The sequence below is a fragment of the Vibrio sp. D404a genome, from assembly GCF_030248535.1.
Classification (GTDB): Bacteria; Pseudomonadota; Gammaproteobacteria; order Enterobacterales; family Vibrionaceae; genus Vibrio.
Genome location: NZ_JAHGAJ010000003.1, coordinates 60,255 through 81,547, shown reverse-complemented (window position 1 = coordinate 81,547; position 21,293 = coordinate 60,255). Strand labels below are relative to the sequence as shown.

The 21,293-nt window shown below is 43.4% G+C and carries 19 protein-coding genes and 1 pseudogene; 10 read left to right on the top strand and 10 right to left on the bottom strand.

The features are described 5' to 3' along the window. Positions 1–31 precede the first annotated feature (31 nt). Entirely contained in the window at positions 32–928 is an 897-nt protein-coding gene (locus KI655_RS01745) for an EamA family transporter (protein WP_285401127.1), read from the bottom strand. Positions 929–1,025: 97 nt separating this feature from the next. On the opposite strand from KI655_RS01745, the gene KI655_RS01740 reads away from it, so the two are divergent. Beyond that, positions 1,026–2,408: a PLP-dependent aminotransferase family protein gene (locus KI655_RS01740; RefSeq protein WP_285401126.1), complete on the top strand. Its 1,383-nt coding sequence runs from the start codon at positions 1,026–1,028 to the stop codon at positions 2,406–2,408. 297 nt (positions 2,409–2,705) lie between these two features. Here KI655_RS01740 and KI655_RS01735 read toward each other — a convergent pair whose 3' ends face one another. Continuing rightward, on the bottom strand, positions 2,706–4,091 hold the full coding sequence (locus tag KI655_RS01735) for an amidohydrolase family protein (protein WP_285401124.1): 1,386 nt from the start codon (positions 4,089–4,091) through the stop codon (positions 2,706–2,708). A gap of 131 nt (positions 4,092–4,222) precedes the next feature. Continuing rightward, positions 4,223–5,227 carry a helix-turn-helix transcriptional regulator gene (locus KI655_RS01730; protein ID WP_285401122.1) on the bottom strand — a complete coding sequence of 335 codons (1,005 nt, stop codon included), beginning with the start codon at positions 5,225–5,227 and terminating at the stop codon, positions 4,223–4,225. Between the two features lie 140 nt (positions 5,228–5,367). Here KI655_RS01730 and KI655_RS01725 point away from each other — a divergent pair, with 140 nt between their 5' ends. The 3 genes from KI655_RS01725 to KI655_RS01715 all read left to right on the top strand — a co-directional run bounded on the left by KI655_RS01725 (position 5,368) and on the right by KI655_RS01715 (position 8,207). Beyond that, positions 5,368–5,760, top strand: a complete 393-nt coding sequence (locus KI655_RS01725) for a hypothetical protein (RefSeq protein WP_285401120.1) — start codon at positions 5,368–5,370, stop codon at positions 5,758–5,760. 129 nt (positions 5,761–5,889) lie between these two features. After that, a complete protein-coding gene (locus tag KI655_RS01720; protein ID WP_285401118.1) occupies positions 5,890–7,188 on the top strand; it encodes a carbohydrate porin in 1,299 nt (432 codons plus the stop codon). Between the two features lie 179 nt (positions 7,189–7,367). After that, a complete protein-coding gene (locus tag KI655_RS01715) occupies positions 7,368–8,207 on the top strand; it encodes a hypothetical protein (protein ID WP_285401116.1) in 840 nt (279 codons plus the stop codon). A 214-nt stretch (positions 8,208–8,421) separates the two neighbouring features. Here KI655_RS01715 and KI655_RS01710 read toward each other — a convergent pair whose 3' ends face one another. The 3 genes from KI655_RS01710 to KI655_RS01700 form a co-directional block, all read right to left on the bottom strand. Further along, the gene (locus KI655_RS01710) at positions 8,422–8,958 is read right to left on the bottom strand and encodes a nuclear transport factor 2 family protein (RefSeq protein WP_285401114.1); all 537 of its coding nucleotides are present in this window, start codon (positions 8,956–8,958) and stop codon (positions 8,422–8,424) included. A 45-nt stretch (positions 8,959–9,003) separates the two neighbouring features. After that, entirely contained in the window at positions 9,004–9,393 is a 390-nt protein-coding gene (locus tag KI655_RS01705) for a nuclear transport factor 2 family protein (RefSeq protein ID WP_285401112.1), read from the bottom strand. 92 nt (positions 9,394–9,485) lie between these two features. Then, positions 9,486–10,052 (bottom strand): TetR/AcrR family transcriptional regulator, encoded by a 567-nt coding sequence (locus KI655_RS01700; protein WP_285401110.1) that lies wholly within the window; start codon positions 10,050–10,052, stop codon positions 9,486–9,488. Between the two features lie 160 nt (positions 10,053–10,212). Between KI655_RS01700 and KI655_RS01695 the strand changes: the two genes are divergently transcribed. After that, positions 10,213–10,995: a DUF5131 family protein gene (locus KI655_RS01695; protein WP_285401107.1), complete on the top strand. Its 783-nt coding sequence runs from the start codon at positions 10,213–10,215 to the stop codon at positions 10,993–10,995. 138 nt (positions 10,996–11,133) lie between these two features. Here the strand turns inward: KI655_RS01695 and KI655_RS01690 are convergent, their stop codons facing one another. After that, on the bottom strand, positions 11,134–12,003 hold the full coding sequence (locus tag KI655_RS01690) for an NAD(P)-dependent oxidoreductase (RefSeq protein ID WP_285401105.1): 870 nt from the start codon (positions 12,001–12,003) through the stop codon (positions 11,134–11,136). Positions 12,004–12,081: 78 nt separating this feature from the next. Next, a complete protein-coding gene (locus KI655_RS01685; protein ID WP_285401103.1) occupies positions 12,082–12,972 on the bottom strand; it encodes a haloalkane dehalogenase in 891 nt (296 codons plus the stop codon). 131 nt (positions 12,973–13,103) lie between these two features. Here KI655_RS01685 and KI655_RS01680 point away from each other — a divergent pair, with 131 nt between their 5' ends. Continuing rightward, entirely contained in the window at positions 13,104–13,676 is a 573-nt protein-coding gene (locus KI655_RS01680; RefSeq protein WP_285401101.1) for a TetR/AcrR family transcriptional regulator, read from the top strand. A 225-nt stretch (positions 13,677–13,901) separates the two neighbouring features. Here KI655_RS01680 and KI655_RS01675 read toward each other — a convergent pair. Together KI655_RS01675 and KI655_RS01670 are read right to left on the bottom strand one after the other, a co-directional pair. Continuing rightward, a pseudogene (locus tag KI655_RS01675) lies at positions 13,902–14,171 on the bottom strand (substrate-binding domain-containing protein); the annotation flags it as partial. Positions 14,172–14,426: 255 nt separating this feature from the next. After that, a complete protein-coding gene (locus KI655_RS01670; RefSeq protein WP_285401099.1) occupies positions 14,427–15,683 on the bottom strand; it encodes a carbohydrate porin in 1,257 nt (418 codons plus the stop codon). A gap of 363 nt (positions 15,684–16,046) precedes the next feature. On the opposite strand from KI655_RS01670, the gene KI655_RS01665 reads away from it, so the two are divergent. From KI655_RS01665 to KI655_RS01650, 4 genes are all read left to right on the top strand, one after another. Next, the gene (locus KI655_RS01665; RefSeq protein ID WP_285401097.1) at positions 16,047–17,273 is read left to right on the top strand and encodes a dipeptidase; all 1,227 of its coding nucleotides are present in this window, start codon (positions 16,047–16,049) and stop codon (positions 17,271–17,273) included. A 126-nt stretch (positions 17,274–17,399) separates the two neighbouring features. Further along, entirely contained in the window at positions 17,400–18,344 is a 945-nt protein-coding gene (locus KI655_RS01660; RefSeq protein WP_285401095.1) for an AraC family transcriptional regulator, read from the top strand. A 94-nt stretch (positions 18,345–18,438) separates the two neighbouring features. Then, positions 18,439–19,665 (top strand): dipeptidase, encoded by a 1,227-nt coding sequence (locus KI655_RS01655; protein ID WP_285401093.1) that lies wholly within the window; start codon positions 18,439–18,441, stop codon positions 19,663–19,665. 222 nt (positions 19,666–19,887) lie between these two features. Beyond that, positions 19,888–21,219, top strand: coding sequence for an MFS transporter (locus tag KI655_RS01650; RefSeq protein ID WP_285401091.1), 1,332 nt, complete (start codon positions 19,888–19,890; stop codon positions 21,217–21,219). Positions 21,220–21,293: the final 74 nt, after the last annotated feature.

Sequence of the window (21,293 nt, the reverse complement as noted above, 5' to 3'; positions counted from 1 at the left end):
TGCCATCATTCCCGGATGGCATATTGTTCTACTAACTACGATTCAGTGCTGGCTTGTTTGTCACTTGGGTTACTTTCTTAGCGGGTTTAACTATCAACCCTATACCGATGAGGAAAAGAACACAGGCAATAACTTGCGCGGTACTTAGCATTTCATCGTACATGTAATACCCAGATATCAACGCAAAAACAGGTACCAACAGAGTCATCGGTGCGGTAGTGCTCAGTGGGTATCGAATCAATAGTCGATTCCAGACCCAATAGCCAAACAGGGTGGTTGGATAAGCTTGGAACAAGACAGCAATCGTCGTATTCATATCCCACAATTCAAACGCTTCCGATACGATGCTTGGCCCGTAAATACTTACCGCGAACATCACTAGCGGAATTGGCGCGAATAACATTCCCCACACATTGAACGCAAAAGCTTGGGTGGTTTTAGACGCCTTAACGATCATCCCCATAATTGTCCAGCAAGTCGCCGCTATCATGATGAAGATACCGCCTTGCAACGTCACATTACCGTTGGTCGCTGACACAAGCACCATCAGTGCAATGAGTGCTGTTATAGCACCAACAACTTTCCTTTTTGATGCCGCCTCTTTATGAATGAATACCCCTACGGCCATACTGATAAGCGCATTAGAAGATAGCAATACCGACGACATGCCAGATGATAAGCCTGCTGTAATCGACCATGATGCCATTCCCCATATACCAACACCAAAAACTAACCCATAGCTAAACAGATAGCGCCATGCAACGTTTGGCCTGCGAATGAAAAAAATCGCAGGAATCACTGCCAGTGTGAATCGCGCAGCGGTGGCTAATAGTGGGTGAACCTCCGTGATCCCCATTTTGATCATCGAAAAGTTGAACCCCCAAATTGCCATCACAAAGATTGCCAAAAATAAATCGTTTCTAGCCATAAACTGCCCTCCTTCTTCTTTGAAAAAGAGTATCAATCAAGTACAGTTTCCAGTACAGATACAGTTTTTAACAAAAAAATAAGTACAGTTGGCATCTATGAGTCTTTACAAAACATTGGCTAATCAGTTTGTTCAAGAAATTGAAGACGGGAAATTAAGCGAAGGGAGTCGTATGCCCTCTTTGCGACAACTGGCAAAACAGCAAGCCGTTAGTATGTCGACCGCAGTCAGTTGTTATCAAGAATTGGAGTCTCAGGGTTGGATCCACTCTCGCCCGCAAGCGGGCTACTACATTTCTGCGCGAAGTAAAAAGCACAATACGCCTAAGTGGACGCAATTTGTCAGTAAGGTCTCCCTAGTACACCAAAGCTTCTCTATTCACTCGCCTTACAACGGGCCACTTGGGATATCCAGCACGACGATTGATGACACCACACTGCTCGAGCTCGAACGTAGCTTTCGTCGCTCGAGTAAGCGATTAGGTAGCCGACTGAATCACTACCCTAACACCCAAGGCGACCCGTCATTGTGTGATGCTTTGAGTGTTCATTTTTCAAAGTTGGGAATTCATATCAACCCACAAGACCTTGTTATTACATCGGGGTGTATGCCCGCGATTAAGGCTGCGCTTGAAGCATGTACCCAAGTTGGCGATGCTATCGCGATCAGCTCTCCATGTTTTAGTGGGATATTGGATTTGCTTGGGAAAATGGGAAGGCGCATTGTCGAGATCCCATCAATAGATGAAGGGATCGACCTTGCACAGCTTGAATTACATTTGCAGCAAGGGAGCGTAAAAGCTGGTATTTTCTGTACGTCGCATATGAATCCACAAGGTATTACTATGTCTGCTCAGCAAAAGCAGAAACTTGCCGAGCTTGCCAATCGTTACCAAGTGCCGATGATCGAAGACGACGTATATTTAGAACTCTCCTATTCAGAGCACACTCCGTTACCTGCCAAGTATTATGATTCAAATGGCTACATACTCTGGTGCGGTTCGATTTCTAAAAGCTTATCGCCAAGTTATCGTTTAGGCTGGTGTCTGCCAGGTCGCTATACAGACAGCTATCGCCAGCAACACTCCGCATCATGCTTTGGTGTATCACTGCCTATTCAACTTGCAGTGGCTGACTTTATTGAATCGGGTAACTACGCCAAGCAGCTAAAGCGTCGAAGAACCAAACTACTTAGTTTAAGGCAGTCTTATCTCAATTATTTATCCGAACGTTTGCCAAGCGAGGTTAACATCAGCCAACCGCAAGGAGGAATGGTATTGTGGCTACAAGTCCCAAAACTCAACCTCGAAAGGTTCACGGCGTTGATTGAGGAACATAAAATCGACATTCGATTGGGTCAGCTGTTTAGCACGCTTCCCCTCTACAACGATTGTTTTAGGATCAATATTGGTTTTGACCTAACTGAAGATGTGAAAAGGGAAATAGACTTATTGGCAGATGCGATTAGAAATTCGCTTTAACGACCAAACTCGTTAAGAAATTTGGGTAGTCAATAAAAAATGAGCAGACAATTCGCCCATTTACAAACCTCGGAAAACAATAAGCCTTGATCAATCTCTAACAAGGTTTTGGACAAAAATGAGTTATACCGCCTTCTGATCTAACGCTTAATTCATAACCATTAGTTAGTAAAGACTGAGCATTTCCCGGTCCCGGTATTCTCCTAGAAAACAAACTCTGCTTGGTTTATTTTCCCACTAAAAAGCAAAAGCCACTGACTTAATCAGTGGCTCTTTCTACGATATGACTAGCAATAATTACAGAGTGTTATGGATCTCTTTACCATCTTTCATGATGTACGGCATGGTGCTGACCGTAGCTGTTATACGAGCATTTTCTTCAGAAACCGCAGGAACCGCGCCAATTACAGACAAGTCTTCTAGTGGGTTACCATCAACAAGGATGATATCAGCGGCGTAACCTACTTGGATTGAACCAAACTTATCCATAGGGTATGGGTTCTTCTTGTTCTTACCATCCATAGAGAGTAAGTCATACGCGTTAGAAGTCATCGATACCAGAGTTTCGTAGTTACCGAACATCTCACCCATCTGGTGAATCTGTACGTCACGACGAGCTCGAGCAATAGGATCACTTGGGCGTTGCATTACAAGGTCAGTACCATAAGCGATACGGAACTTGTGCTTCTTGAATAGCTCACCAAAGTTGTCTGCGTTCTTAATCAGTGGCGCTACCTTATGGTATGCTGCATTCTCAGGGTTACCATAGTAAGGATGGTCTAAGATGGTCTGATCAAACGCCGCCATAGCAGGAATACAGAATGCATTAGCATCTTTTACTGCTTTTGCCGCTTCATCAGAAGACATACCATTACAGTGCTCGAGAGAGAATACACCTAGCTCTGCTGAACGTTTCACATCTTCGTCGTTGATAACGTGAGTCGCTACGTATGAGTTGTAAGACTTAGCCGTTGCTACTGCCGCTTTAACTTCTTCATCCATGTGACCATCGTAGAATACAGGGTCAATGTCAGACGAGATACCACCAGAAGTCATAATCTTGATACCAGAAGCACCCATACCCATGTTCACACGAACTTCACGACGCATTTCATCTGGTGTATCAGCGATAGCGGTGATGTTACGGTCATACATTCGCTTCTCAAGAGCTTCGTCCCCTAGACCAGAAACAGGTCGCCAGTCAGCATGGCCTGCTGTTGGAGAAATTAAACGACCTACGTGGAAGATACGTGGTGCTTTGATTGTACCCTCACGCTCAGCAATGAACATAGAGTTGTCATTACCACCGATATCACGGACAGTGGTAAAACCAGACATTAGAAATTCATTAGCTGAATCGACTGCGCGATAAGCCATAAGGTCAGTTGGCTGTGCAATACCGAAATCGTCCATCTTCTTAGCTTCATTGAATCGTAGGTGCACGTGGGTATCAACTAGGCCAGGCATCAGTGTCTTGCCTTCACCGTCAATCACAGTGTGACCTTCAGCGTCTATGTTACCTTCAGAGATCTTAGTGATCTTGTTACCTTCAACTAGTACAGAATGGTTCTCGTACAGTTTGTTATCCACACCGTTAAAGATATCGACATTAGTAAATAGAGTACCCGCTTGAGCGCCCATAGTTGCCAATAGAAGTGATGATGCTAATACTGTCTTTTTCATGTTTATTACCTACATTCTCTGAAAGTGAAAACTTACTCAGGGTTCAGCAGAACCGTGTGATAAGCGATGAGTGAATAATAAATAGTTCAGAGTGTAGAAATGTACATTTTGCGAAATTCAAGAATACGAGATTAAATTTGTGCCTTTAGATACTGTTTAGGTGACAGCCCTGTCACTCTCTTGAAAGTACGTATAAAGGCAGATGGTTGACTATACCCCAGTTGAGCTGAGATATCGGAAATTTGAAATCGACTTGTTTGTAGCTTCTTGATTGCAAACTCAACCCGCTCTTGCTCCAAGATTTCTCTAAAGCTTGTGCTTTCCTTCTTTAATTGTACTTGAATCAATCTCGGTGAATAATTAATGATTTCACTAAACGCATCTAGTGAAAATTCGGGTTGAGCGACGTAATTTTTTATCACTAGCCTTGTTGTGCTTTCAAAGGATGCCGACTGTGTAGAAGACTCACCCTTCTTTATCCTTTCACTCTTCCCAAAGGTTTCCTTGGGCACGATTAGCTCTAATACAGAGCTTTGAATAGTAAAGCTGCTTGTTGGTTGGCCATACCTTACATCTATTTTTTGAAATGTAAGCACCTCAGATAAATCACGCAAATCTGTCGCTTGAAGGTTCACCTGCTGTGGCAACCACTCACCTTTAATTAGGTGACGTATTAATAGAATGAACTGGAAGAAAAAACTCATTTCAAGCCAGACACAATTGCTATCTTTTGAGTTTGGTAGGAGCAAATCGATTGACTGGCTATTTTCAGCAAGATTGGTGGAGCGAAAATTTAAGATACCTTGGTTAGGTACGTTTGACATAGATAGTGAAACGTCTGAAAGAATGTCCTCTACCTTACAACTCTTGCTTTCAAGCATATGTAGATGATTGAGAGCGGCATCATTGGCTGAGGTCATCAAATAGAGCAAAAAATCACTGGGATTTAAGCTTGTATGTAAGTAATTTAACAGATCCACTAATACGGATTCAGGGATATATTCACTATCCCTCTCTTTAAAGTATTCTGGTATCCACACGTGCTTATATATATCAGTTAGAACTAAGCCACTCTTGTTTAAATTGCCCAAATAAGCCAAAGCGGTCGCCCGGGGTGTTAGAGAAATAGAATCCATTACAACTGCCTTCCACTTTCTTCGCAAAATGTACACAAGACCATCAAGAACTCCTCCAGAATGCTTAGAAGATTGTATTTATATCTAAATATAATTCAAAAACTCAAGTTTATAAAAAATTACTGATAGGGAATTTTCTTATGAAACTATTGCTCAGAGCAGTACTCCTCCCTCTATTGCTAAATGCACTTTCTTTTGGTGCATTTAGCCAAGAAAATGAATTGAAATACTTCGTGGTACAGGGAAAGTTGACCCCTGAAGTCGCTAAATTATTAATAGAAAATCCTGCAGATCCAACAGCAGGAGCGCGCAAATCTATTAAGAGCATACCAGGAGCAATACTAGTTGATTACTACTTGGAGGTAGGAACAGCACAAAATCTAGCTATTGTTGCTCTGCCAGATAGCTCTATTGCTGCCGCTCTAGTCTATCAACGACTCTCTACTGGTGGATTGACCGACATTAAAGTCAGAGAGATTCTGCCTTCAAATAAAGTAAAAGAGATGCTTAAAGTTGCAAAGTCTTTGAATTAATTCTACCTAACTTTCCCACTCTGATACGTATTGCGACGCAACCCCTTACCTTAGCTTCGCAATATGTACACTTCTCGCTCGAATCTTTCATTACAATCTGTCCATACTTTAAACATTGAGAGTGTATTAATGCCTAAGTTATCACCACTTTTACTCGTTCTGCTAGTAGGAAGTAACCTAACCTCAGTTAGTCTGTATGCGGCAGAGGAAGGCGCAGAAAAAACTCATAAGTCTGGCTACGACCGTAAGCCAGAGTTTTCTGGCCCTGACAGCCCAAAAGGCCAACTGGAAGAAAATGATAGAGTGAAGGAAGCGGCATTTCGCTTTCCTGCATTTGATGGCTTGTTTACAAACTGGAATTCGTTTAAACAAGAATTGGATAACCAGTACGGCTTAAAGTTTGGTGGCCACTATTCCACCATGTACCAAACCAATGGTGATGAGAGCTATTTATCTGGCAACTTCCGACTAACGAGTACTTGGACTGTATTAGGTAAAGATACCGCAACTCCTGGCTTCGTCTCATTGATTGCAGATAATCGTCATTCTTACGGTGACTATGATGCACCGGGTAATTTCGGGAATTTTGGTCAATATGGGATTACAGCCAGTCAATTTGGTGATTTTGATGGGAATTTCAAAATACTGACTTTGGCTTGGAACCACAAATTTTCCGAAGACTCCGGATACGTCATAGGTTCCTACGACCCGAACGATTACATGAACGTGCAAGGGTATGTCAGTCCGCAAACCTCGTTCAGTAATATGAGTATATTGCTAGAAACATCAGTCAATCTACCAGATACCTCATGGGGTGTCGCTGCGGGGCATTGGTTTAACGACTCTTGGTATGTACAAGGGGGAATCAATGATGCTAATGGTTTCGGTGGTGATGGCAATGAATGGTTCACTGGCGGAGCGGAATTTTTCAAATGGACGCATCTTGGATGGTCTCCATCCAAAGACGACCGCTACTACAAAAACTTCCATATTGCTGCATGGCATGCCGATGAGCGAGACGAACGAATTAGTGATAACTTTCGTGGGCAAGAAGAGGTTTGGGGAATGTCAGCAGCCTTCAACTGGACGTTCAACCAACAATTTATGCCGTTTGTGAAAGCAGGTTTCTCGGAAGGCGATCACACCTTCTTCAACAATACGTTTGCAGCGGGCATGATGTATAAATTTATGTCCAGCTCTGATCTCATCGGTATAGGTGGGCACTGGGGGCGTTTCTCAAATGATAGAGATTTGGGCGATGGGCTTGCTGGTGAATCGCAAATATCTACTGAGATTTTTTATCGCTTCCAGTTTTCGCAAAACCTAGCGATTACCCCAAGTATTCAATATATTGATAACCCACTGCTTTCTGCGAATTCAGACGGTTCAGAAACTATCTTTGGCGTGCGTGCGAGGTTCGTGTACTAACACAATCTTAATCGTCAAAAATCAGGGTGAGCTAGATGTAAACCTAGCTCACCTCGGTTAATTCACACTCAACAATAATGAAGAACCCTATTAATTCTACTCATTTCGTAATTTGTACATTTTCTTTCCTAATTCAAATTAATATCGCCCACTCCTAACTTTGTTTTAAAGGGCAAGAAATGATCAAGCAAATTCTGGCTACTACACTGCTTACCGCAGCACTGGTTTCAGTACAAGTCATGGCCAATGAAGGGACGAGCAATCAATCGGTTGCTGAAAAGGCAGCAAAGGAACTTGCGAACCCCAACACGGCCTACGCCAGCCTCAATCTTAAAATCCAACATTACAGTGGGTACGAGAATGGTGGTAGTTCGTTCAGCACTACCTTTCAACCTGCTCTACCGTTTCCTTTAGATAACGGTGACAAGGTTATCTTTCGCCCCGCAATTAGCTACATAAACAACAATTTTACTGAGGGTTATTCAGGTTCAAAGATTGATTCATCGGGTGTATCTGATATCTCTTTCGACCTTGCTTATGCAACAAGCCTTGGAGGCGATCCTACCAATCTGCTTGCTACAGGTGTGTTTGCTACTCTTCCAACTGGCTCAAGTTCATTAACCGGAGACCAGTTTGCAGCTGGCCCAGAGCTTTTCTTAGGTAAGTTAAGCAAGGAGCGTATTTTTGGAGCGCTTAACACTCATCAATGGGGGTTTGCAAATGATGGGAGTACATCAGACATCAACCGCACTGGTGTTCAACTAATTTATGTTGAAATTCTTGGTGGTGGATGGACTGCTGGCTCTGCACCTCAAATGAGCTACGACTGGAATACAGACCAAGTAGAAATACCACTTAACTTTATGGTATCAAAAACAACGGTGCTCGCAGGTCGGCCTTGGAAGTTTGCTATTGAAGCAAACTACTATGTTGAAAAAGATGAGAAAGTCCGCCCTGACTTTATGATTGGTTTTAACATTACTCCAGTCGTTAAAAATAAGCTCGCTGACTTATTCTAGGTTCTAGATGAATAATGTGAACTTCTCATGATGAAGCCCCTTTATGTATTGTAGATAACGCGGAATGGGGCAAAAGTAAGTTCATTACGCAGGTTGCGTAATGGATTTGTAACGCTAAATGGGGCAGTTCTGAGCTAGCCAATGGTAGAGAAATCAAGAGGCAAGACAGATGGCATACCTTGCCTTATTATTGGCTTCAATTTAAAAATTAAAATCAGTAGTTCTTATTACGCATCTCGACTACGTTTAACCATTCACCATCTTCTTTTTCCCAGATAGAAGTGTACTTTTGGATTTCTAATTTTTGACCCGGCATCTGAAATTTCACAAGACCGATAGCCCACGCCATTGTACCGTCTTTGCTAACGTGTGCTTCCGCTGGCTCGTAAGATAGATAAACACCCATTTCGCCAATAAATTGTTTGAACATCGCGACTTGCTGATCACGACCTTGCAGAATCCCTCCTTCTTCTAGCAATATGATACCGTGCTCGTGCAGTGATTCTCCTAGCTCGTCGTATACTCCTGTCATTAGCTGTTGACACAGTTTGCGCTCCAACGCCATGATTTCACGAGTTTCCGCGGTATCCTCGTAGCGAGGGGTTCGGATTTTCTCTACACCAGTCACCACACAGTGTTCGTCTGTCATTCCATCTAACCATTGCTTTTCTATGTCATTTGCTAATGCTGATGGTGCAATAAAAGCAGATACAAGAGCTACTGATGTGAATAGTGTTTTTAATGCTTTCATGATTTATATGTTCCTGATTATCTTTACTTTAAATGTTAATGCGACTTATTGGTTCATGTTTCTAATTTCAGCAACAACTTTCCATTTTCCGTCTTCTTTTACCCAGACGCTGACATACTTTCCATATTCAACATTGTCGTTTTCATGAGTGATGGTGATGACACCATGTACCCAACCCATGTCATCTGAAGCACTCACGAATGCCTCGGTTGGTTCCCAGAAAAAGCGTGGGAACGCATCGCTTGGGGCCTGTGGTTTACCACCCGTTTCAGCTATTCGTTTGGCAAAAATGTCATCTGCCCTCTCTGCTGCACTGCCGGGGTTAAACATCAACGCATTTTTTGCATGTAGCTCTCTTAGCCAAACAAAGTCTTTAGACATTGCCTTGTAATAAGACTCTCTTTCCAGTTCCATTAAGGTTTCAATGCTGTTCATATGTATTTCTCTTTGCTTTGATTACTTACTAGTAAGTAAGTAGAAAATTTAAAATAAAACCCACATCAAGTAGGTTTAAAATTAGTACTGGTTTATTGTTTGATCAAATTGAGTTTGATTTGCTCCATTAACGCATCAAACGCAGCTTCACCATTCATTCGCGCGCTCATCGTCGCGATTTGTAGCAAGTTGACAATAACCAAAGCTTGAGCTTTCGGTTCACCTCTAAAAGTCATTGAACCTTCTTCTAACCCCTTTGCTAATACATTGGTCAGAAAGGCGACATCTTGCGCAAATACTTCTTTAATCTGCTTTTGCATACTTTCAGGAATCACATTGTGCTCAACCTGTAACGTCACAGCCAAGCAGCCTTTACCTTCCTCTAGAGTGACTTCACGAATAAGGCGAATGTAGTGCTCAAGCTGCTCCCAAGCTGGGCGTTTTGTGCTTTCAACCATGGCGTGAACCGCCAACGTTTTATCGAGATAATCATCCAAAACCGCATTACCCAGCAGTTCTTTAGTGCGGTAATGGTTGTGAATAGCCGCTTTTGACATACCAAGTTCTGAGGAAATGTCTTGATAGCTAAACGCACTAAAAACGCGCTTCTGTAAAAGCTCAGAGGCAATATCAACAATTTTCTGTTTAGTATTCGACATGATTCATCGCTAAATTGGGTTTGAACAGAATATTACTTACCAGTAGGTAAGTGGTCAAGGGCTATTTTTGATCCTCCCATTTATTTACCTTTATCTTGAGATTGAAAGTGATACAAAAGGTCATTACCATGCTTACCAATTAGTAAGTAAGAGTACCGTAATGTCAGAAATCAAAGTCACACCTTGGAACCCTTTCACGGGGTGTCGGAAGATATCGCCAGCCTGTGATAACTGTTACGCAGAGCCATTGGCAATGAAGCTTCAGCACTGGGGAACGAAAGGCTATGAGAACGGTTTTAAGTTTACAATCCATGATGATCGCATCGCTCAAGCCCCACCGTTAAGCCGTAAAAAGCCCACGCTCTACTTTATCAACAATATGAGTGATAGCTTTCATGAGCACGCGAGTGATGAGGTTTTGGAGGAAATTTTAGAGGTCGTGAAGCAAGCACACTGGCATAACTTTTATATGTTGACCAAACGAAGTAAACGCATGAGAGTGTTTTTTGAGACGCGCGCTGTCCCTGACAACTTATGGCTCGGCGTAACAGTGGAAAACAAAAAGCATGGCTTACCAAGAATTCGTGATCTCCAAGCAATCAAAGCCGCCAACAAGCACTTATGCTGCGAACCTCTACTTGAAGAGCTTGGCAATATTGACCTAGAAGGAATTCGCTTTGTTGTAGGTGGAGGTGAGAGTGCAATGAAGGCTAGAAGAGCAGAGCTTAACTGGGTGTTATCATTAAAAGAGCAATGCGATAAACAACAGGTGCATTTTTACTGGAAATCTTGGGGAACTTTTGATGGAGAAGGCATCCGAAAAGGTAATAGGCAAAGTGGAAATCTGATTAATGGTGTGGAATACAAATCAATCCCCGAAAATCTTATGCCAAATAAAAATACACACTCACAACAGTCTAGCCAGCTTTCTCTATTTGATTGAATCTTACTTTCACGCTAAGAGCATTGTGGCGCTTGCACTTTATGAGCATGCGAACAGAAGTAAAAAGCCACCGGCAAGCGTAACCGGTAACTATCGAGAACGTTCTATAAACAGTTGAGTCGTCAGTAAGTAGCCAAATTACTTTTTCATAAACTGAGACATGATGGCAAAATCTGACGTTAATTTACCAACAGCATCCGCTTTGGCAAAAATGGACTTGTAGCCATTCAAGACCGAGTCATCCAAGCCTTTATCCTGCATAACCGATTCTAGGTGATGCATTGCGCCATAGTGGGTTGCGACGGTCGCAAGGCTCTCTTGGTCACCCTCAATTCTTCCAGTCGCATTACGTGCAATAAAATCATCAACCATAAACTGCACTACAGGGCCCGAGCTTTTCCAAAATTCACCCAAGACATTCAGGTCTACACCCTCAGCTTCACAGACAGCAACGGCATGGGCTGCGCCAAACAAGGCTCCCCACATCATACTCAGAGACGACACATCAATCGCATTTGCACTGCCAATCTCACTGCCAACATGAATGGCAGAGCCAAGTGCAGCTAAAGTAGGCTGTACTTGCTCAAATAGTTCAGGATCACCCGAGATGACGATTGCCGCTTCTTGTGTGCCAATTAAATCTGGCGTTGCTAGGATCGCACCATCTAAGTAAGTTGCGCCTAATTCCTCCACCCATTGCTTTGCTTCCCTTGCTTCTTTGGGTGCTCCGGATGCAAGCTCAACAATCGTCTTTCCTTTAAGAAGTTCTGCCGTTTTGCTTATATTGAGCACTGCTTGGGTTGTTTTGTTATCGCGGAGGTTGCTAATAATGATGTCTACATCACTGAGAGCTTGCTCAACACTATCCACTACTTTTGCGCCAAACTCAGTAAGTGGTAGCGCTTTCTCTTTAGTGCGGTTCCAAACGGTAACATCGTGCTTATTAGCAAGCAGTGACTTGATTAATGCAGAGCCCATTAAGCCTGCACCTAAAACCATTACTTTCATTCTTTATAAATACCTTGTTTCATTTCCTATTTGATGCCCACATTCGCAGGCATCTCATGTATTTGTTGATGGTGTGAATTAGAGTTCGAAATGTTTCAGTGCCGCTTGTGCCACTTCTCTACCAAACTCTTGAACAAAGTGACCCGCTTCTGGTACTTCCATTGGTGCTGGGCAGCCTTTGATTACCGTTTGCATCCAACCCATGATTGCTGGACCTAGCATTTTGTCTTTCATACCAACAGCCATAAAGGTTTCACCATCCCACTCTCCCCAAAAGCCCATTGCAGCGGTTGAGGTTTCAATTGTGGTTTGATCTGGGTTTGAGACCATTTTCGGCATTTTGCGAACAGCAGCTTGATAAGTGCTATCCACGAAAGGGGCTGCATAAGCTTGCGCTTCTTGCTCATCAAGCGTCGGTGCATATTTTTTCATGAAACCATCAAGAGCCAATTCATCTGGTTCTAGAATATCTTTCTTCCACTCAGAGAAGGCTTCTTGCTCAGTTGGTCCCATCAGCAGTGCAGTATTCATGATAATCAAGCGCTTAAATCGTTCTTTCATTGCTTGAGGAAGCGTTAAACCAAGCAGACCACCCCAGTCTTGAACAACCAGAGTGATGTTATGGAGATCAAGGTGTTCAATCAGCGCTAATAGGTAGTTGCGATGAAACTCAAAAGTATGCGTATCTTCTGACACAGGCTTGTCTGACTTACCAAAGCCAATGAGATCAGGTGCAATAACACGAGCACCAGTATCGGCAAAGACTGGGATCATTTTACGGTACAAGTAGCTCCAAGTTGGCTCGCCGTGTAGCAACAGAAATACTTCACCAGATCCGGCATTGCCTTCATCCAAATAGTGACCTCGAATGTTTTCATATCCCTTTAAACCTTCAACATAGTTAGGTGTGAATGGATAGTCCTTTAGATTTTCAAACTGAGAGTCTGGGGTGCGAAGTACTTGTGTCATGTTTTTTCTCCTATTAATTTAGGTCACTCGACCTAGTGATTGCAAATTTAGGTCATGAGACCTAAAATGTCAATGCAAAATTAAATTAGATTGAAAAAACGTAGTCACTACCAACACGCTTAGGCAAAGAAATGGCAAAAAGATCCGCAAAAACAGACAAGATTTTAGATGTCGCCCTTGAAATCCTTCGAGTAGAAGGCGACTTTGGCGTCACAATGAGAAAGGTGGCGAACAATGCCGATATGTCACTGAGTAATGTACAGTACTACTTCAAAAATAAAGATGTGCTTTTAATGGCAATGGTAGATCGCTATATCCAGCAATGTTTAGATGAGCTTAAAGAATTCTCGGCAGTCGAGCGTGAAGAAGAGTTAAAACCATTGCTATCAATGCTTCTCTCCCATGTATATGAAGTGTCAGATATGTGCCGTGTGTTTAGAGAATACTGGGCTATTTCCACTCGAAATGAAGCGATTGAAAATCATATTCTCGATTACTACCGCTCGATGCTAGATGTGATGGCGGAAAATCTACGTCCAATCGCATTAAACGATGATTGCTTGAAACAAGCTCTATCCATCTTGATCCCGTTTGTAGAAGGCTATTCAATTACAGCAAGAGCACTGCCCAATGGATTAGTTCCAACGGTAGATGTTTTAGAGAATGTTCTTTTACAAAGTTTGAACGGTAAGATTACTGGATAGGTGCATCAACAATATGGAATGCACTTTTTGTAACGGTTGAAAGGTGCTTTCTAAAACGTTTTGGGGCAGAAGTGTTTTAGCTTACCAGCCCCATATTGAGCGATGTGAAGGCATAAATATCAGCAGCAAGAACAATAGTTTTACTCAGCGACACTCCTACACCATGGTTCGCATTGACATTAATACGAATCATAACGGGCGCAGGCCTTGAGGCTTGTCTTGAAACTAACGATACAGAGATTTAGTCGATTCTCTAAAAAGCAAATCAATCGGTGGTAGTCGCGCTTCATGCCTTTCACCTGAAAGTAAATTCAAAATAGACTGAGCACACATCTCTCCAATCTCTTCAATCGGCTGTCTCAAGGTCGTTAATGCTGGCGTGAAATATTTCGACGTTGGCAAGTCATCAAAGCCTAATACTGACACATCTTCTGGCACTTTGTAGCCGTGATCGTTGAGTGCCTTAGTCGCCCCATAAGCCGTTTGATCATTGGCAGGCATCGACAACATCATCAACTGGATAAAAGGCAGTGCAGACGCGTTTCCACCAGGGCTGACTCATGTTCAGCTAATAAAGGACTGAAGTCGCCAAAATTCAACGCCATAAACTAGCATCTGCCCCTTCCATTCAAAAACTACATGTTGCGCAGAACACGTCTGCGCCTGTAAATGTAATTGCACGATGTCTGTAAGTGAGCAGATGCATGAGTACCCCACTTAACAGGCAACACTCGGTCACACATTGTTTGCTTAGATAAACACTCGCGCTCGAATGCCAAATACCCATGCACTGCTCTCGTTAGAGAAGGCGGGATCCTTTATGTATTGAATATCTGGCGTAATCTGTAGGTGATCGCCAAACTGCATGTTGTAGTAAAGTTCTGCCGCTACTTGGTCTTCGCCAGCATTCAAGAAAGTCTGTAACGTGTCGCTGTTTGTTTCAGACCAGTTCACCGCAAAACCTAAGTTGTTCTTTGGCTGACCCAAACCAAAATAGCCTAAACCGACTGAAAGTGATTTGTCATATAAAGCGACATCCCCTTCAGACAAGCCACCTCGCACGAACGGCATAATTTGTGGTGTAACGAACTGACTCCAAGAGAAGTTGATACCTTGCCCCGATTCACCTCCAACGACAGTGCCATCAGACAACACCGTCGAAGACAAGCTGTGTCTTGAGCCTGAATCCATGTGCCAAAGGGTTACATGAAAATTATCGGTATAAATCTGCTCTTGGGATGCTGTCCAACCCAACTCTAATGTTGTGAATAAGGTGGTGTCGTTAAACAGAGTGTCGAAGCCTTCAAAGATATCGTCAGACTTACCTTTCGCATCAGCAATACCACCAACAACATAGAAATTATCCCCTATCATGTGCCCAGCAGACAGAGCCAAAATACCATCATCTGGTAGTCCCATTGCACCCGACCCCGTCGAGAACGCGAGATTGGTAAAACCAGACCAAGGGCTTGCTAATGCGTAAACATCAACATAGTTGGTCACGTCTTGCCAGCCGACAATAATGGTGCCTTTGCCATCGTTAATTTTCTGTTTCCAGTTTAAGTCTGTGACACGAAAGCCTTGATCACTGAAAGCGGGCGCGATCATACCTGCGTATCCAATTTGATCTTGACCTAGCCAAGCAAACTCCTTGGGAGAGGTGTCGGTATAAGCATGACGATGTTCCACCTTCCATACCAAGCTACCACTACTATTTGAGTCATCACCAGTAAGATGCCAAGAACCATAGACACGTGCGACACCCGAGGCTGCACTCACCGAGTCACCTGTGGTTCCATCCGAAGACTGAACCCTTAAAGAAAAATAGTCCGCACCAAACGTAAAACCATCTGCTGCCAAAGATTCGCGCCAGTCGAGCTGCTCGGATTTTTGTTGAGCAATGGTGTTTTCTACTGAATCAGGGCTCTCAAAATTTGCAGCAAAACTGGTAGGTGCGGTTAATGCGGCAAGAATCGTCAGAGTTAAAGTAGACAGTTTCGTATTCATTAATGACTCTCTTTTATGTCGATGTTCTTGAGATGAGTTTAGGTCCCCTATCATCTAAATATATGCACTTTACGACTGCGGATGACAAACGATATCAATACCCGACCTTCCAGCCGAGGTGCGTTAAGAACTTAATAGACTTAGAAGACAGAAGGTATCTTAACTTTAAAGTGTAGGCCGCAATGGCCACTTGGTGACACACTAATTAATTTTTGTGTTGTTGATCTGATACTCAAAATTTGTTCATAAACAGAGTATTACAAATAAGATGCTGTTCTATACTCAATCTACACCGTAAATTTATGCTGCAGTTAAATCAGCTTCACCATAGAAAACACAATACATATTGAGTAAGGGATTATCATGCGTAGATTACTCATCGCGACCGCAGTTGCGTCGCTATCTTCGGCAGTAAACGCTTCAATAGAAACTAAGGACTGGCATGAGTTCGCCTCGCCAGAAGCTCAAAAGTATGTTTCTGACAACATTGTGCTCGACTTTTATGCGTCTCCAAGCGGCACGGGGTTTACCAAAGACTCTGAAGTCGCTCACTATATCGACTTAGCACATGAGCGTGGTATTACCGGTGCCTCGGTAACACTTGGGGCACCACACACACCTAACCTGCTCGCCTTTAAATCAGAGCATGGAAAGTGGACTCAAGCGTCTGAATCAGCGAAAACACCTATTCGTTTCGTCAAAAATGTCAGCGATTTTCAATCCGCTCATGATAATGGTGAATACGCTATTATGTGGGCAAGCCAAACCACAATGCCGCTCGATGGTGATGCTGCCAATGTTGCTGTTATGGCAAAATATGGCGTCAAAACCATGCAGCTCACTTACAATGAAACTGAATTGACCGGCTCTGGCGTTATTTCAATGATAAATGGCGATACCAGTGGTCTTACCGACTTTGGTAAAGAGGTACTCGATGAGATGGTAAAACACGGTATTACCGTTGATTTATCCCATACCTCTCATTACACAACGAAAGGCATTACCGATTACATGCAAAAGCACCATAAAGGTGTGCCAGTCATATACTCTCACTCCCCGATCGCTTCTACTTATGGTTGCCAACCCCATGAAACGCTCACAGAAACTGAGCAACGCATGGCGAAAAAGAACCTTAAGAAGGGCGATCCCGATTTCCGTCTAGCTGCTTGCTACCGATTACTTTCCGACGAACAAGCGAAAACAGTGGCTGATATGGGCGGTGTGGTTGCGGTGACTGCGACTGAGTGGATGATGGATGGAGTTTGGCCAGAAGATATCACTCCTAAGCAATTTGCAGAGATGATCGATGGAGCCGTCAAAGTAGCTGGTGTTGATCACGTAGGTATAGCTACTGACGACATGATGACAACTGCAAAAGTAGTCCCATTTACCATAGCGAATCCAGACAAATATGCAGATAACGGCTACATGGTGGAAGCCTTTAATCGCGGTTCAACCGGTTGTGCTGAATTATCAAAACACATTGCTGGTGTCGTAGACAGCCTTTGGGAAATGGGGTATTCAAACGACGACTTAGCTAAGCTTTTTGGTGGTAACCTCATGCGCGTCTACGCTCAAACATGGAAATAGCATTACACATCTTGCAAAGTTAGAAACAATGCCCGCACTGTAAATAGTGTGGGCGTTTTCGTTATAGTCTGTGTTCTAAGTTGAGCCTAGGCTATGTTTAAACCCAAATAGACAGGAAAGCAAAGATTGATCACTCTGATCCACAAGTATGCCGTCACCACCTTTATTGAAGAATTAAGCAATGAAGTAAATGATGCTTGGTCATTGGTGAGTAAAGCTCATGTCCCTATTTACTTAGAAACGAGCTCCGCGCAATTCGCACCTTTTATCGCCTTTACAAAGCTACTTGAGCAAGCTCACAACGCCTTACCCACCCATCAATTCATCCATCTTTTACAGGCATCCGCGGATAAGTTCATAAGTAAGATGGGGTTCGATAGCGACCAGTCACCATCACTACAGACCCTCACACAAGTGATTCCTATTACCTCACTAACAATTCAGGAAAACGCCAGTACTTATTCCATAGAACTAGAAGCACAACAGCCAGACCAGTTAGTGTTTTTAGCAGAACTTTATCTATTGGTTACAACACACAGATATTTGAAAGCGTTAAACCCCCGCTTAAATGACCCAGTCAAATACCATCTACAACACTCAGAGGCGAGTGATTTAATCAAACTGCAAATCAGCAATAGAACACCGCAATTCTTGGGCCACCAGCAAACCGCACTTTTCTACCACGAATCCATCGCCCCAAAATCAATAACTGGTGGCGACTTACCAACGCGCATTAGCAGCACTGCATTGAGTTATGCAGAGCAAGTTCGTGCTGCTCTTGAAGGTTATGTTGGACGAGAAGACCTCTCGATAGAGCAACTCAGTCAAATCCTTGAAATGAATGAGCGTACGATTCAACGACGCTTAAAGAGTGAAGGTAAGACATTTAGGAAAATTAAGGAGTCCTTGAATATCGCATTTGCCAAGCGTGTGATGATTCAAAGAAACGCATCTATCTCTGATGTGGCCGAACATCTTGGCTATTCCGATACCTCTCAATTTATCCGTGCCTTTCGAAAATCAGAGAATACGACACCTTTGCAATGGCTTAAGAACGCGCGAGGAACCTAATCACTTCGATGATTTTACAGCTGTCGCAAAATGCACATTTTAAGGATTTCTAATAGATATATTTGCACTCGTAAACTAATTCGAGGGTAAAAACATGAAAAAGCTTCTTATCGCAGCACTCATCTCAGCAGCAACATTCAGCGCTCACGCATCGATTGAATCTAAAGACTGGCACCATACCGCAACGCCTGAAGGTTCTGATTTTGTTCAAGACACTATCGTTTTGGACTTCTTTGCCTCTCCTGCAGAGATGGGATGGACATCAGAGGACATGTTGGCAGACTACATCGACCTCGCTCATGAGCGTGGTATTACGGGCGCGAGTATCACCATCGGTATGGGGGCTCATAACACATGGGACAAATTCGTCGCTGAGTATAATAAATACGACCAAGCTATTCGCTCGTCTGATACTGAGTTGGTGTTTGTTCGTCGTGTTGAAGACTTCCAAAAAGCCCACGATGAAGGCAAATACGCAGTTCAATGGAATAATCAGTCATCAGCAATGTTAGAAGGTGACTTAAGCCGCGTCGAGACTATGGCGGATATGGGCATCAGAACCATGCAATTGGTTTACAACGGCACCAACGATGCAGCATCAGGTGTCATCGACATGATGAACGGCAAAGACGGAGGTCTAACCGAGTTTGGCAAGAAAGTGATTGATGAAATGGTCAAACATAGCATCACTGTTGACCTATCCCATAACTCAGAGAAAACCATCACGGGTATTCTTGATTACATGGAAGATAAGCACCCGGGCGTGCCTATGATCGTTTCTCACTCACCTGTGGCATCGACCTATGAGTGTCAACCATACGAAACCATTCAAGAGACAGAAAACCGTATGCAGAAGCTGGGTCTTAAAAACGGTGACGACGAATACCGTCTTTCAGGTTGTTATCGTTTGATCGACGCACCCGACGCTAAGCGTATCGCCGATAATGGCGGTGTTATCTCTGTAACCTTCACCGAATGGATGATGGATGGTATCTGGCCGGAAGATATTACGCCTCGCCAAGCAGCAGAAATGATTGACGGTGCAGTACAAGAGGTCGGCATTGACCATGTAGGTATAGCCTCTGATGACATGCAAACGGTCGCAGGTGTCGTTGGTTTTGCAAAGAAGCACTCAGATTTGTACGCTGACAATGGCTACATGTTGCATGCGTTCGACCAAGGCGCAACTGGTTGTGGTGAAATGTCTAAGATCATGGCACCGGTTGTCGATGAACTAAAGGCAATGGGCTACTCAAATGAAGACATGGCGAAAGTGTTTGGTGGCAACTTGATGCGAGTTTACGGTCAAACATGGAAATAGTCTCTTTAGTGAAGAGCCAGTCAATTCAATAGAAATATGTGGGCGACGTAGGTTGCCCACATATTTCGCCATCATCTAAGGACCTTATCAAAGCACCTTCGGTCTCTATTCTCTTCAGCATAAATAAACAATCAGGGATTTTTATCGACTTATCAATCCTTTGCTATCACACTAAGAAAGGTATTAATCAAATCACATAATAACGAAGGCGTAACCTACTCCATGACGCTAAAAGAGATCCTTAAAGTTCGTAATGTCCGCTACTTCCTCATGTTTAGAAGTAGTTACTTCGCTCGCTTTTACTATCCCGTATTTACACTACTCTACTTAGATTACGGCCTAACACTGTCTCAATTCGCCATGCTTAACGTAGTGTGGGCGGCAACCATTGTGCTTGCTGAAGTCCCATCGGGTGCATTTGCAGATACGCTCGGGCGTAAAAAGCTGGTGGTGCTGTCATCGATCGTCATGTTTATCGAGATCGCCATGATCGCCTTCGTGCCGACGGGAAACCCAAGTCTCGTGTTTGTTGTGTTTTTAATAAACCGGGTACTGAGTGGGCTCGCGATGGCACTTGCGAGTGGCGCCGATGAAGCCTTGGCTTATGACACCTTAAAGGAGCAAGGTCATGAAGACTTGTGGCCTAGAGTGCTGCAAATCCAACTAAGAATCGCTTCAACGGTCGGCATTTTTGTCACCCTAGTTGGCGCGGCAATGTACGACGTTAACTTTATGACTAGTGTTTATCAGGTTCTTGGGTTCGACGCTCCCCAGAACACCCAAGACATTATGCGTATCCCCGTTTATGCCACGCTTATCGTCGCCCTGATCGCAATCTATGCTGCATTCAGCATGGAAGAAGAGAGCAAATCTGTGCCACAAGGTAGCAACAAGCTAACCAGCACAATCGAAAGCATGAAGCTCACATTGAATACGGGGAAGTGGGTATTATCCACGCCATATGTGCTGTTTATCATGCTTTACTACAGCTTGTTTGAGCATACATCTCGCATGTTCTTAACCATGAACAGCCAATATTACACGGCCATTGATATCCCTATTATCTATTTTGGTTTGATTGGTGCCGGCGTGAGTCTGCTAAAAATTATCATGGCGGGTCAAAGTCGAAGATTAGCGGAGAGCATGGCACCTAAGGCGTTTATTTTGATCATGGGTGTAGCGAGTATGGCAACCTACTATTGGATCAGCCTAGGTTGGTCTATCTATGGTGTGATTCCAGCGTTAGTGCTGATCTTCATTATCATGACGATGAACATATTTATTAGTTATCACCTTAACAAACAGACCGAATCTCATAACCGAGCAACCGTTCTTAGTTTCAAAGGGCTAATGTTTAACGTGGGTTACGGCTTGATTGGTGTGCTTTACGCCTACTATTACAAGCTTCTGTCGAAGAACTACACTGACGAAGAGATAGAGCAGCACATAGACTTCATCGCGTCGCTCTCATCGTTTTTCTACTACTTTACCTTCTTATTCATCACCATTAGCGTCGCCTTCTATTTGAAAGACAGAAAGCGAGCCATCTTTTAGATCGCTTGTTCAACGTCAGTGTCTATGTTTTCCACTCGCAAAGGCATAGACACTAACGAACGTCTAAATACAGT

Bases quoted from the DNA above. Each gene is read 5' to 3' on its own strand.
- KI655_RS01740 (WP_285401126.1), top strand. From the start codon at position 1,026: ATGAGTCTTTACAAAACATTGGCTAATCAGTTTGTTCAAGAAATTGAA.
- KI655_RS01745 (WP_285401127.1), bottom strand. From the start codon at position 928: ATGGCTAGAAACGATTTATTTTTGGCAATCTTTGTGATGGCAATTTGG.
- KI655_RS01685 (WP_285401103.1), bottom strand. From the start codon at position 12,972: ATGACACAAGTACTTCGCACCCCAGACTCTCAGTTTGAAAATCTAAAG.
- KI655_RS01670 (WP_285401099.1), bottom strand. From the start codon at position 15,683: ATGAATACGAAACTGTCTACTTTAACTCTGACGATTCTTGCCGCATTA.
- KI655_RS01650 (WP_285401091.1), top strand. From the start codon at position 19,888: ATGACGCTAAAAGAGATCCTTAAAGTTCGTAATGTCCGCTACTTCCTC.
- KI655_RS01735 (WP_285401124.1), bottom strand. From the start codon at position 4,091: ATGAAAAAGACAGTATTAGCATCATCACTTCTATTGGCAACTATGGGC.
- KI655_RS01695 (WP_285401107.1), top strand. From the start codon at position 10,213: ATGTCAGAAATCAAAGTCACACCTTGGAACCCTTTCACGGGGTGTCGG.
- KI655_RS01730 (WP_285401122.1), bottom strand. From the start codon at position 5,227: ATGGATTCTATTTCTCTAACACCCCGGGCGACCGCTTTGGCTTATTTG.
- KI655_RS01720 (WP_285401118.1), top strand. From the start codon at position 5,890: ATGCCTAAGTTATCACCACTTTTACTCGTTCTGCTAGTAGGAAGTAAC.
- KI655_RS01690 (WP_285401105.1), bottom strand. From the start codon at position 12,003: ATGAAAGTAATGGTTTTAGGTGCAGGCTTAATGGGCTCTGCATTAATC.
- KI655_RS01655 (WP_285401093.1), top strand. From the start codon at position 18,439: ATGAAAAAGCTTCTTATCGCAGCACTCATCTCAGCAGCAACATTCAGC.
- KI655_RS01725 (WP_285401120.1), top strand. From the start codon at position 5,368: ATGAAACTATTGCTCAGAGCAGTACTCCTCCCTCTATTGCTAAATGCA.
- KI655_RS01710 (WP_285401114.1), bottom strand. From the start codon at position 8,958: ATGAAAGCATTAAAAACACTATTCACATCAGTAGCTCTTGTATCTGCT.
- KI655_RS01705 (WP_285401112.1), bottom strand. From the start codon at position 9,393: ATGAACAGCATTGAAACCTTAATGGAACTGGAAAGAGAGTCTTATTAC.
- KI655_RS01665 (WP_285401097.1), top strand. From the start codon at position 16,047: ATGCGTAGATTACTCATCGCGACCGCAGTTGCGTCGCTATCTTCGGCA.
- KI655_RS01715 (WP_285401116.1), top strand. From the start codon at position 7,368: ATGATCAAGCAAATTCTGGCTACTACACTGCTTACCGCAGCACTGGTT.
- KI655_RS01680 (WP_285401101.1), top strand. From the start codon at position 13,104: ATGGCAAAAAGATCCGCAAAAACAGACAAGATTTTAGATGTCGCCCTT.
- KI655_RS01700 (WP_285401110.1), bottom strand. From the start codon at position 10,052: ATGTCGAATACTAAACAGAAAATTGTTGATATTGCCTCTGAGCTTTTA.